This is a genomic window from Nitrosococcus oceani ATCC 19707 (genome assembly GCF_000012805.1).
Classification (GTDB): domain Bacteria; phylum Pseudomonadota; class Gammaproteobacteria; order Nitrosococcales; family Nitrosococcaceae; genus Nitrosococcus; species Nitrosococcus oceani.
In genome coordinates this window covers 2170684-2183517 of record NC_007484.1, presented here as the reverse complement: position 1 = coordinate 2183517, position 12834 = coordinate 2170684, and the positions used below count along the sequence as shown (strand labels likewise).

Genomic DNA, 12834 nt, shown 5'->3' with positions numbered 1-12834 from the left:
ATTGATTAAGGAAACCTTATAGTAAAGATGTTGCAGTTACGTGGCCAGTCGGCTTTATCCTCTTTTCGGCTTGAAAGATTGCTTGCCAAATGGCGTGAGGCAGGCGTTGAGGGAGTCTCCGTTGAAGCGGATAATTTTTATTTCGTGGATCTAAGCCAACCCCTTGCCCCAGAAGAGACTCGCTCCTTAGCGTGTCTACTGGCGGCTGAATATATGATCTCCGAAGAAACCTCCAAGGGCGATTTTTTATTAGTAACGCCCCGCCCTGGCACTATTTCCCCATGGTCAAGCAAGGCGACCGATATCACTCATCGCTGTGGACTAACGGCAGTTAAGCGAGTAGAGCGAGGGGTGGGTTACCGGGTTTACAAGTGTAATGGGGACCCACTTCTGGTTGCCGAGCGTGAGCGCCTTGTATCCTGGGTGCATGACCCTATGACAGAGAAAGTCTTTGCCCATCCGGATGAGACGGAAGCTTTGTTTTGCCGTCATGAACCTGTTCCTTTAACTACTGTGGATATTTTAGGTGGGGGATGGGTCGCGCTGGAGCTAGCTAATCGCCAGTTAGGGCTGGCTTTGGCGGCGGATGAAATCGATTATTTGGTAGAAAACTTTCAAGCCCTGGGCCGCAATCCTACCGATGTGGAATTAATGATGTTTGCCCAGGCTAACTCCGAACATTGCCGTCATAAAATCTTCAATGCCAACTGGATCATTGATGGCAGAGTTCAAGATCACAGTTTGTTTGCCATGATCCGCCATACTTACAATAGTCATCCGACAGGTATTCTATCCGCTTATCGGGATAACGCAGCGGTTGCTGCAGGTCCTCGGACAGCTCATTTCATGACAGGCGTCAGCGGTGATCCAAATTATGGCTATGGCGAAGAAGCGCATCATCTACTGATGAAGGTAGAGACCCATAATCATCCCACCGGGATCTCTCCATTCCCGGGAGCAGCGACGGGGGCGGGTGGCGAGATCCGGGATGAAGGGGCCACAGGGCGGGGCGGAAAACCCAAAGCCGGCTTGGTGGGTTTTACTGTTTCCAACCTCCGGATTCCAGGGTTTGAGCAGTCTTGGGAGAATGATTATGGCAGACCCGCCCGGATGGCCTCGGCCTTGGAGATTATGATGGAGGGACCGATCGGGGCCGCTGCTTTCAATAATGAGTTTGGGCGCCCTAACCTGTGTGGTTATTTTCGTACCTATGAATCCCGAGTCCCAGGGCCTGATGGTTGGGAGCTGCGCGGTTACCACAAGCCTATTATGGTTGCAGGCGGTTTAGGCAATATTCGTCCCGGACAGGTCCAGAAGGCCACTTTAGCGCCAGGAACACCGCTCGTGGTGATTGGTGGTCCCGCTATGCTTATTGGTTTAGGGGGAGGCGCCGCCTCTAGTTTGACTTCTGGGGAGAGCGAAGAAACGCTTGATTTTGCCTCGGTACAGCGAGGTAATCCGGAGATGCAGCGGCGTTGCCAAGAGGTTATCGACCGTTGTGTTGCTTTGGGAGAGGGTAGTCCTATTCTTTCCATTCACGATGTGGGGGCGGGGGGGCTTTCTAATGCCCTGCCGGAGCTGGTCCATGATAGCGGGCGCGGTGGCCGGTTTGAGCTACGGGTCATCCCCAGCGCCGAGCCCGGACTTTCCCCTATGGAAATTTGGTGTAATGAGGCTCAGGAGCGCTATGTTTTAGCGATTAATCCCCAGCAATTGTCCCTCTTCCAGGCCCTTTGTGAACGGGAACGCTGTCCTTGGGCCGTGGTCGGTGAAACCACTGAAAAAACCCAATTAATTGTTGGGGATGGCTATTTTGATACCTTACCCGTTGATATCTCTATGGAACTCCTCTTTGGTAATCCCCCGAAGTTGCTCAAGGAGGTCCAACATCGGCCTTTTCATAAACCAGATTTAGAATATAGTGGAATTACGCTACCTCAGGCTGCGAATCAAGTACTTTGTTTGCCGGCGGTAGCCAGCAAGAGTTTTTTGATCACCATTGGAGATCGTTCTATTACGGGACAGGTCGCTCGCGATCAGATGGTGGGTCCCTGGCAAGTCCCGGTAGCTGATTGCGCCGTGACGCTCTCTAGTTATCGCGATCATGTGGGTGAGGCCATAGCTATGGGAGAGCGTCCACCTTTAGCCCTTATCCATCCGGCAGCTTCGGGGCGCATGGCCCTGGGGGAGGCGATTACCAATATTGCCAGTGCCCGTATCCAAGCTCTGGGGGAGGTGAAGTTATCAGCCAACTGGATGGCGGCTTGTGGTCACCCTGGTGAAGATGCTGCTTTGTTCGATACGGTGAAGGCGGTGGCGATGGAGCTGTGTCCTCGGCTAGGAATTGCCATCCCGGTAGGGAAGGACTCTCTGTCTATGAAAACCGTTTGGCGGGAAGGGGATGAGGAGCGGGCGATGGCGGCGCCTCTTTCCTTAATTATTACCGCTTTTGCCCCAGTGCTAGATGTTCGTCAGTCCTTGACCCCTCAGCTGCGCACCGATGTGGGCGAGACCGCTTTAATTTTGATTGACCTGGGTAAAGGCAAAAATCGCCTCGGGGGCTCGGCGTTAGCTCAAGTTTATCAGCAGGTAGGGCATCGCTCTCCCGATTTGGATGATCCCAACGCCCTGGGGTGCTTTTTTACAGCCATTCAGGCGTTGAATGCCGACGATTTATTGTTAGCCTATCATGATCGCTCCGATGGCGGACTGTTTGTCACTCTCTGTGAAATGGCTTTTGCGGGCCACTGTGGAATTCAGGTGCATTTAGATGTCTTAGGCGCAAACTCCCTGGCCGCTTTGTTTAACGAAGAGTTGGGGGCAGTGATTCAAGTACGGCAGCAAGATCAAACAACCGTTTTAAATTACTTCCATGAGGCTGGATTGGGGCGTTATTGCCATGTGCTTGGGGGTTTAGACTCCCAGGACCAAATTCATTTTTCTTTTCAGGGGGAAACACTCCTGGCGGAGAGTCGTACTTATTATCAACGGCTATGGGCAGAGACCAGTTACCGGTTGCAATCCTTGCGTGACAATCCAGAGTGTGCTCAGCAGGAATTCGATACTTTGCTGGATAAAACTGATCCTGGCATCAATCCTTCTCTAGCTTTTGATCCCGCGGAAAATATTGCTGCCCCCTATATTGCTACGGGAGTCCGTCCCCCTCTGGCGATTTTAAGAGAGCAAGGGGTCAATGGCCAGATAGAAATGGCCGCAGCTTTTGATCGGGCAGGTTTTGCGGCTGTTGATGTTCATATGAGCGATATTTTAGCAGGGCGGGTAAATTTATCTGAATTCAAGGGTTTAATTGCCTGCGGTGGATTTTCCTACGGGGATGTGCTTGGGGCGGGACGGGGTTGGGCAAGCACGGTGTTGATGAACTCTCGCGCCCGGGATGGATTTACTGGTTTTTTTGCTCGTCGAGATAGCTTTGCTCTTGGCGTGTGTAATGGTTGCCAAATGTTTTCTCACTTGCGGGAACTGATTCCCGGAGCGGATCTATGGCCGAAGTTTTTGCGTAATCAATCCGAGCAGTTCGAAGCTCGTTTAGCGACGGTGGAGATATTAGCCTCTCCTTCCCTGTTTTTGCAGGGGATGGCGGGCTCGCGCCTGCCTATCGCGGTGGCCCATGGAGAGGGTCGAGCCTATTTTGGGCAGGAGAACGGAGCTGAGAAAGCCTTAGCTGCCCGTGTCGCAGCACTGCGTTTTGTAGATAACCGGGGCCAGCCCACTGAGCATTATCCTGCTAATCCCAATGGTTCACCAGGGGGAATTACCGGCCTGACCAATGAGGATGGACGCTTTACTATTCTTATGCCCCACCCCGAACGGGTTTTCCTGAGCGCACAACATTCCTGGCACCCTTTGAGTTGGGGCGAGGAAGGTCCTTGGCTGCGAATGTTCCGAAATGCCCGCCGTTGGGTAGATTGATGGGGGGCTATCGACGCCGCTTAAGTAGGACATAAATCGCTCCCGTGCCCCCGTCAGTGGAGCGGGCTGAGCAAAAGGCCAGTATTTCGTCTTTTTGTTGGAGCCAGGTGTTTACTTTTCCTTTAAGGATGGGTTCTTTATGGTAGGATCCCCGTCCTTTTCCATGAATGATGCGGATACAGCGAATGCCGTTTTTCTCGCACTCTTTTAGGAATCCGGCAAGCGCCTGTCGGGCCATGGGGACATTCATACCATGGAGGTCAAGTTCGGCGCCGATACTGAATTTTCCTTGGCGTAGTTGGCGGAGCAGCCGCTTTTGCACTCCTGGCCGGAGGTAGAGAAGTTCTTCCCCGGTTTCCAATTCAACTGCTTCAAAGGTATCCGACATCATGTCCTGAAGCACGCGAACTTCATCCCGTTTCCGCTGCTGAGGTATGGGGGCGAGGTACCGCTGAAAGGGCATGATTTTATCCTGATTTAATGGCAGTACATCCTTTACTGCTTCTCGAAAAAGTTCCCGATCGTGAGTGGAAACCGGTTTTTTTTTGCGGCTCATAAAAAACGCCTAAATTCTCAATAGAGCCATTTTAGCGAATCTTGCCCCGGTTGTGCTTGCTTGCAGGCGGCGCGGTAAATATGCTTGGGGCTGCCATGTTCTGCCCTTGATCTGCTTGGGGGTAATTTCAACGCATACGGACTAACTATCTCTGGGTGGTCGGATCACCCGCCTTTTCGCCTGGACGGGATATATTGTATCTGGTAATGACCGTGGTTATAGCTATTATCAGTGTAGGCGAAAGGAAATGGTTCACTAATCTGGCTAGAGTGCTTCGGCACACCTTGCTCGTTTTTAGGCATCCCGTGTAGTTGGATAAGCTCTACGAACAGGTGGATCACTTCTTACTCGTTATTTATATTTATCATTGTACTCGCCCAAAAACTTAGCCACTTTTTGTATCAAGCCCGATTGGATTACTTAATAGTGGCTTTTTAATATAGCTGACATTGATCTTTGGGATAGTCGTTAAGAGCGAGTTGAAGTAGCGGCGGCTGAAGCAGTTTTTTTGTCACCGCGTTTTGAGACCGGCGCGGTGACTTAAGTTGGTCATGCGTTTTTTTGATGTTGCGGGTGGATGACTGTGCATTAGTGAGCCAATGGTAAAATGCGCACCTAGCTCCTAGGGTAAGATATAAAAAAGTACTTCCTTGTACTCGGTGCACTGTACTATCGCCTTATTTTTAGGTTTGTCTAAAAGCCTACCATCTAGCGGCTTCCAAACAATGGCTGCAACAACGCAGTGCCCTGTCCTATTTGAGAGGCTTGATGGGATCAGAGCTTGTTGTTAATAATAAGCCGTAGCTGGGCTAGAGTATCCGCATATTGCTGGCTGGCATTTTCGTCACGTTTCTCCCCTACCGTCTTTTGAAGGGCCTGTACTTTCTTTTCTATATTTTCGATGACGCCTTTATGGGCCGTTTCATTTTCAGCACCTTTCTGGAGATAGGATTGGGCCTGTTTTAAGTCTTCTTGGGTTTTATCCTGGTCGTGGAGAGTGAGTTGATCAATTTCCGCATAATTCAGATATAATTTGGCATTGGCAAGCGCTTGGCGGGTTTGTTCGATAGTTTTAGGAAGATCGTTCCAACCGATTCCCATTAACTCAAGTTCATGTTCAGATAAGGCATTGGTGTGCTCTAAAAGGGCCTGTAGACGCGTTGTGGTTTCATTGGATTTTTTCTCAATAGCTGGTTCAATCGCCTTGGCTTCTTGCAGTAACCCATCGGCTAAATTTGCGGTGAGGTAGTTATTACTTGCGGTCGCTTCTTCCAGATTCTTGATGGCAGCGGCTAGATCCAGCTTCGCAGCCTGGTACTTCCCGGCAGTATAGTTGTGGTTGGCCATCGAAAGGTTGTTGCGCGCGGAGGTGGCCGTCTCAGTGCTTCCAAAGCTAAAAAGCATGACGCTCTGTTCAGCTGCCTTTAATGCCTTATCGGCAATTTCTGGTTTGTTCTCGGCTAAGGCTTGCTGAGCCATGGTCACATTACCTTCGGTCGCAGCCAATGGCAAGTCAATCTCAGTATAAATTAGGGACTGTTTAGCTTCACTCAATTCCTGTGCGGCAGCTTCCCGCTGGTTCTTATTCATATTATCTTCCGCCTTTTTAATATGGGCTTTGGCGGAGCTTATGGGCACTAAATCGGCAATGGTGTCAAGGCTAGCGTAAAGAGGAATAAAGTAAGGCTGAATCTCCTCTTTCTCTCCATAGCCTAAATATTTTGCTACGATTGAAATATGCTTTTTGATTTGAGTTGTGGGTTCAATGGCCCTAATAGCTTCAAAATGCCTATGGGCGTTGCTAAGCTCTTCTTTCGCCTGCTTGATATCGCCATTATGTATATCCGCGCGGGCTTGGACAATATGATCCAGGATTTCCACCCCTGCCGCAGAGACAATATCTATGGTGTATAACGGCTGTCCTTGGTCAAATGCAAGAGCGGGTGCCGCCTGTTTTTGATCGATAGAGGCTGCCTGCTTTTGATCTGCAGACTTAGCACACGCAGTAACCGCTATGGCCGGAATAAGAGAAACGATTACCAATGCGAAGGAAAACACTTGCAGCCTATTTAGTTTGTTTTGCATGATTTTTTCTCCTTCATCAACAGAAAAGCTGAATCGAGGTTATGCATGACCCTGAAGTAATTATCTATAGTCTATTTTTTAAAATTCTACAAAGTTGAATATTGATCGTTCATGCTCTTTTGACTATTTTGTGTCGCTCGACCCGTTACCTCTGCCATTTTGGCGCTCTTGTGCGGCCTTTGTCCCATATAACTCCTCTCTGGTTGGTAAATCAGTATGACTGATTCCATCCTACCGTAGGACTAAACACCTAAGTTTCTACCTACTCCGCTAGCCAGCGATACTCGAAAGAGGTTTACGAGATATTTATAGATGCCAGCTTAGGCCATAAGCCGTGCCAGGGGGTGGATCAAAGCAGCCAAAACGGCATCCTCTGGTAGAGAATTATAGCCTATTGTGGTCGGAATTAATTCCGGTGATAAGAAGGAAGGGTTTACGGTTAAAGCCAGGGCTCAGACCTATGGGTTATGGGTTATCTTTCCGATTCAAGTTCCAAGAGCCGGACGTCGATGTCTACTAGTACTTGATGGAAAGCCGTTGTGATTTCTTTTCTTTCCACTAAAAGTAGATGCCGCTGCAAATAATGCGACTCTTCTTCATGAAATTGTTCCTGATCTAAATTTAAATCATGAAGGTTCTGCTTAGCATTCTGGATTATGTCTTCATATTCTCGCTGGAGAGCAGAAAGTACTTTGAATTTGTATAAAAAGTGCGCAGCCTTTGATCCACTTCCACTTTTTTGGAGGAACAATTAACCTTTTTTAGACTCAACTCTTTTTCCTTGTTTCTTTTCCCTCTACCGTTGCCTTTCCTATTTCCGGAATGGCGTTTTGTCCAGAGCCCCCCGGGCGTTGTCGATGACCTGTTTAACTTCATTTCCACTGATAATTTCTTTTTCTTCTAAAAGTTCTGCCAGGATTTCCAGGATTTGCCGCTGCTCGGTGAGTATTTCCCGTGCCCGTTGATGGGCTTCTTCTATGAGCTTCTTAACTTCCGCATCGATAACCTGGGCGGTCGCTTCACTGTAATTTTTCTCCTCGCCATAATCTACGCCCAAATAAAGGGATTGGTGGCGTTTGCCGTAAGTTAAGGGACCAAGTTTTTCGTTCATTCCTAACTGACAAACCATGCCGTGGGCAATTTCAGTAGCTTTTTCCAGATCATTTTGTGCGCCGCTGGAGACATCGCCATAGACAATTTCTTCCGCCGAGCGCCCCCCCAACAGGATGGCCAGTTGGTCCTTGAGTTCGGAAGCGTTGGCCAGAAATTTCTCTTTTACCGGAAGTTGCAAAGTGTATCCCAAAGCGCCGCCACCCCGGGGAATAATGGATACCTTATGTACGGGTTCCCCTGTGGGAACCGTCTCCGCTACCAAAGTGTGGCCGGATTCATGGTAGGCTACCCGGCGTTTTTCCTCGGGGCTCAGAATTTGGTGCTTTTTCTCCGGTCCCGCGATTACCCGGTCAACAGCCGCTTCAAAGTCACCCAGAGTAATGGCTTCATGACCCATTCGGACTCCATGCAGGGCGGCTTCATTGGCGATATTGGCTAAATCAGCGCCGACAAATCCAGGCGTACGCTGGGCAACCACCTTGAGATCCACGTCTTGCCCAAGCTTAAGCGCCCGCACATGGATCTTGAGAATTTCGATGCGTCCTTCCAAGTCGGGTTTGTCTACCAACACCCGGCGGTCGAAGCGCCCGGCGCGTAATAAAGCTTTGTCAAGAATCTCCGCCCGGTTGGTCGCCGCCATTACCACTACCCCCACGGAAGGGTCAAAGCCGTCCATTTCCACCAACAACTGGTTCAAGGTTTGCTCCCGTTCATCATGCCCCCCCATGGATACCGCTCCGGCGCGAGTACGTCCAATTGCATCCAACTCATCAATGAAAATAATACAGGGTGCTTTTTTCCGCGCCTGCTCAAACAAATCCCGTGCGCGTGCTGCGCCAACACCCACAAATAGTTCGATAAACTCGGAGCCACTGATATTAAAGAAAGGAACCCGGGCTTCCCCAGCAACAGCCCGGGCCAGCAAAGTCTTGCCAGTTCCCGGAGGGCCGGCCAAAAGAACTCCTTTGGGCATGCGCCCTCCTAAATCCTGAATAAGGCTGGGATCTCTCAGAAAGACAATGATCTCTCGGAGTTCCTCTTTAGCTTCTTCAACCCCGGCGACATCGTCGAAGGTGACCTTGGGCAGGGTATTCGGGTGGATACGGACGCGGTTGCCCCCTAAGCTTAAAAAGCTTCCGCCCCTGTTTACCTTACGCCCGATCCATATCCACAAAAAAGAGATGACCGCAAAGGGAAGAATCCAGTTAAATAGCAGATTTGAGAGCCAATCGCCACCGGTCCTGACAACATAGTTCACTCCATGTTTTTCCAACATTACCGCAAGTGGGTCATCCCAGAGAGGTACCGTGACGAATTGCCGGGGTTTTTCCGTCTTTTTACCTTTGTGTTTTTTCTCGGGCTTTAAGGTTCCTTCGATCATGTCCTTCCTGATGACGGCTTGTTGAACCTGACCAGCTTGAACATATCTTAGAAATTGACTATAAGGGATTTCTTCCTGCTCCGTTTTGAAGGTTGAATAGGACACGAGGACAAATAGCCCGTAGAGCAGGAATGAAAACCAAGGTCTTCGCCAAAAAGGTATCTTTGCAGGTTTATTGATTTCGATATCTGGTTTTTGGTTGGCCACGGATATCCCCCTGATTTGAAAGTAGTGAGTTTTAGCTAAATAACGCAAAAAATAATCAAATTTATTTAATTCTAATGGTTATGTGTTTTAAATGTAGCCATCACACCGACCGGCGCGAGCCAGATCAATGCCGGATTTGGAGGCGCTTCGGGTGAAGTAGAAGTCAATACGGGTGCGACTGGAAACGGTTTTACCACAATCGACGGTGGTGGACTTCTCGTTGGCAGAGATACCAGATCAACGGGCGAGGTACGCATCTAAGGTGGAGGTGTGGTAGCCGTATTCCTTTAAAATTCCAGCAATAGTGCCCTCTGCCCATGCGGGCGTGGTTTTTTCCCGCAAGGAGGGAGGTGAAGGCAAAGTATAACGTGCTGTTGTAGATCGGTTTATTCTTCTAACTCACAGCCCACCTTTTCCTTGGGTTATTTTAATGTTTATATTCTAAACTGCCTGCCAATGCGTAATTTCTATAGGAGTCCTTGGATGAGACATATTTTTCTTGCCATGCTATGGATGATAGGGGCGTTGGGATGCCAGATGGAGGCACCCATTCAGGCGCTTACGAAACCCGAACGCATTGAAGGTGTACTGACTTCAATGGCACGAATCTCTGGTAGGTTTATTGATCTAACACATACCTATGATGATATGACAGTGTATTGGCCAACTGCCGAAGGCTTCCAACTTCGGCAAGATGCGGTTGGCCTAACCGAGAAGGGTTACTATTATGCGGCAAATACAATCACCACTGCTGAGCATGGTGGTACTCATATCGATGCCCCGATTCACTTTTTCGAGAATGGCCGCACGGTGGATAAAATTCCCCTGGAGCAACTTATTGCCGAGGCCGTGGTTGTTGATGTACAGGCGAGATGCAAAGATAACCCCGATTATCAAATCGGCGTTTCCGATTTGCTGGCATGGGAAGAAAAGCACGGGCGGCGGTTAGTCAATGTGATCCTATTATTGCGAACCGGGCATGCTAGATTTTGGCCTGATCGAGCGAAGTATTTGGGAACTACGGCAATGGGTGAGGAAGCGGTTAGTCAGTTGCATTTCCCCGGCCTCGATCCAGAAGCAGCGAAGTGGCTGGCCGAGCAGCGAGCCATCCTTGCCATCGGTATTGACACGCCTAGCATCGACTTTGGTCAGTCGACTCACTTTCAAAGCCATGTGAAGCTTTTCGAGCATAACATTCCCGCTTTGGAGAATGTCGATATTCCGCCCGATTTGCCTGAGAAAGACTTTACGCTGCTCGCGTTGCCGATGAAGATCGGAGGCGGCAGTGGCGGCCCGACGCGCATTGTAGCGGTTGTGCCAGATTAACTCCTCACAAAGTATCGAATCATGCCTGCTACAACGCCCGGCAACGTATTTTTCACCGCGTTCTTTCTAGGGCTATTTTGCATACCCTATACTGGTTCGTGCTTGCAGGTCCAGCAGTAGCCCTGTACCATGCGCCAACGGCGGATAACTTATCTGGACTTTAATAAATAGTACGCCATCAATTCAAGTATAAATTCGGGGAGAAGTTAATGTCGGTTGCATATCTGATTCCGCCGGTATTAGGCGGGTTGGGACTTTATGCCGCTTACCGTTTGTTTAAGATAATTATGGAACGGCCGGGTGGGGAAGGCCGAGTTGCCGAGATTGCCGAGCAGATCCAGCTGGGCGCAATGGTATTTCTTAAGCGTGAATATATAACCTTGGGAATTTTTTCTGCCGTTGTCTTAGTATTGCTTTACATTTATCTGGGGTTAGGCACGGCTTTTGCCTTTCTCGTCGGTGCTTTAAGCTCATCGGTAGCAGGTTATGGGGGGATGTACGCAGCTACCCGGGCCAATGTCCGGACTACCTTGGCTGCTAACCAGGAAGGGGCCTCTTCCGCTTTGACCGTCGCCTTTTTTGGCGGTTCCGTCATGGGGCTTACGGTGGCCTCCATGGGGTTACTAGGGCTTGGTATTCTCTATCTTCTCTTTGGAGGCGATCCGGAGACGGCTCATATTATCCATGGTTTTGGGGTTGGGGCTTCCTCAGTGGCATTATTTTCCCGCGTGGGTGGCGGCATCTATACTAAAAGCGCTGATGTGGGAGCTGACTTAGTGGGTAAAGTCGAGGCCGGAATTCCTGAAGATGATCCCCGCAACCCAGGGGTTATCGCCGATAACGTGGGAGATAACGTGGGGGATGTGGCTGGCATGGGGTCCGATATTTTCGAATCCTATTGTGGCGCTATGATTGCTACCATTGCCATTGCGGCCACTTTGGCCCTGGCTGAAATTGAGTCATTAGGCGGAAATCAAGAGGGGTTGATGTTTTTACCCCTGGCGCTTGCCTCGGCCGGATTGCTGTGCTCCATAGGGGGAATAGCACTGGTGCAACATTTCTCTAATAAAGCCCCGGATGTAGCTTTACGTTTGGGAACAATTGGCGCTTCGGTTTTATTTATTATTGTCGCCTATCTGGTGATTCTTATCGCTGGGGTAAATGGCCAGGTATGGGGCGCAGTTATCACGGGTGCCGTGGGAGGAATCATCATTGGGTTGGTGACTGAATACTACACAGCCGGAGCCCCGGTACGTAAAATAGCCCATTCGGGTGAAACTGGTGCGGCTACGGTCATGATTTCGGGTTTGTCCGTTGGGATGCAGTCGGTGGTGGTGCCTTTACTCACTATCGCAGGCATTATCTTTTTCGCCAGCCAGCTTGCCGGACTTTATGGCGTGGGGATCGCCGCAGTGGGAATGTTGGCTACAGTTGGAATTACCATGGCGATTGATGCCTATGGACCAGTCGCCGATAATGCTGGAGGCATTGCCGAAATGGCGGAATTGGGTCCAGAAACCAGAAAAATCACTGACTCTTTAGATGAACTGGGAAATACGACCGCAGCCATTGGAAAGGGATTTGCTATTGGTGCGGCAGCGCTGGCGGCTTTAACTATTATCACCGCTTATGTTCAAACCGTTGGTCATAAGAATCCAGGATTTTTACTCGATCTTAATAGCCCCGAAGTATTGATAGGGTTACTCATTGGCGGAGTGATTCCCTTCCTCATTGGTTCTATTACCATGACAGCCGTGGGCGATGCGGCTTTTGATATGATTAAGGAAATCCGGCGCCAATTTAAGGAGATACCGGGGCTTTTAGAAGGCACCGGAAAACCTGATACTGCCCGTTGTGTGGATATCGCGACTACGGCTGCTTTAAGGCGCATGGTTGTCCCTGGCGTGATAGCCGTGACTGCACCAGTAGTAGTTGGTTTTGGGCTAGGGCCGGAAGCGTTAGGCGGGATGCTAGGAGGAGCTCTCTTAGGCTGTGTACTCCTGGCTCTGACAATGGCCAATGCGGGAGGAGCTTGGGATAATGCGAAGAAGTTCGTGGAAAAAGGGAATTTGGGCGGCAAGGGGTCCGAGGTTCATAAAGCGTGTGTGGTAGGAGATACCGTGGGAGATCCCTTTAAGGATACTTCAGGCCCGTCCATGAACATTCTTATTAATGTGATGGCAATCGTCAGTTTAACTATTGCTCCTTTATTGTAAGGGAAGGGGCCTTTCTCTTG

The 12834-nt window shown here is 49.8% G+C and carries 6 protein-coding genes; 3 read left to right on the top strand and 3 right to left on the bottom strand.

Going from position 1 to position 12834, the window contains the following annotated elements:
• Positions 1–27 precede the first annotated feature (27 nt).
• Positions 28–3930 carry a phosphoribosylformylglycinamidine synthase gene (gene purL, locus NOC_RS10265; RefSeq protein WP_002810352.1) on the top strand — a complete coding sequence of 1301 codons (3903 nt, stop codon included), beginning with the start codon at positions 28–30 and terminating at the stop codon, positions 3928–3930.
• A gap of 7 nt (positions 3931–3937) precedes the next feature.
• On the opposite strand, the gene NOC_RS10260 is transcribed toward purL, so the two are convergent.
• The 3 genes from NOC_RS10260 to ftsH form a co-directional block, all read right to left on the bottom strand.
• Entirely contained in the window at positions 3938–4486 is a 549-nt protein-coding gene (locus NOC_RS10260) for a Smr/MutS family protein (protein WP_002808582.1), read from the bottom strand.
• Between the two features lie 774 nt (positions 4487–5260).
• Positions 5261–6571: a YfdX family protein gene (locus NOC_RS10255; RefSeq protein ID WP_002808625.1), complete on the bottom strand. Its 1311-nt coding sequence runs from the start codon at positions 6569–6571 to the stop codon at positions 5261–5263.
• An 811-nt stretch (positions 6572–7382) separates the two neighbouring features.
• Positions 7383–9272 carry an ATP-dependent zinc metalloprotease FtsH gene (ftsH, locus tag NOC_RS10245; RefSeq protein WP_002811658.1) on the bottom strand — a complete coding sequence of 630 codons (1890 nt, stop codon included), beginning with the start codon at positions 9270–9272 and terminating at the stop codon, positions 7383–7385.
• 483 nt (positions 9273–9755) lie between these two features.
• Here ftsH and NOC_RS10240 point away from each other — a divergent pair, with 483 nt between their 5' ends.
• Both NOC_RS10240 and NOC_RS10235 read left to right on the top strand, forming a co-directional pair.
• Positions 9756–10598, top strand: coding sequence for a cyclase family protein (locus tag NOC_RS10240; RefSeq protein ID WP_011330792.1), 843 nt, complete (start codon positions 9756–9758; stop codon positions 10596–10598).
• 209 nt (positions 10599–10807) lie between these two features.
• Positions 10808–12814 carry a sodium-translocating pyrophosphatase gene (locus NOC_RS10235; RefSeq protein ID WP_002809262.1) on the top strand — a complete coding sequence of 669 codons (2007 nt, stop codon included), beginning with the start codon at positions 10808–10810 and terminating at the stop codon, positions 12812–12814.
• Positions 12815–12834 lie beyond the last annotated feature (20 nt).

Coding starts and splice junctions, on each gene's coding strand:
- purL (WP_002810352.1), top strand. CDS start 28: ATGTTGCAGTTACGTGGCCAGTCGGCTTTATCCTCTTTTCGGCTTGAA.
- NOC_RS10260 (WP_002808582.1), bottom strand. CDS start 4,486: ATGAGCCGCAAAAAAAAACCGGTTTCCACTCACGATCGGGAACTTTTT.
- NOC_RS10255 (WP_002808625.1), bottom strand. CDS start 6,571: ATGCAAAACAAACTAAATAGGCTGCAAGTGTTTTCCTTCGCATTGGTA.
- NOC_RS10240 (WP_011330792.1), top strand. CDS start 9,756: ATGAGACATATTTTTCTTGCCATGCTATGGATGATAGGGGCGTTGGGA.
- NOC_RS10235 (WP_002809262.1), top strand. CDS start 10,808: ATGTCGGTTGCATATCTGATTCCGCCGGTATTAGGCGGGTTGGGACTT.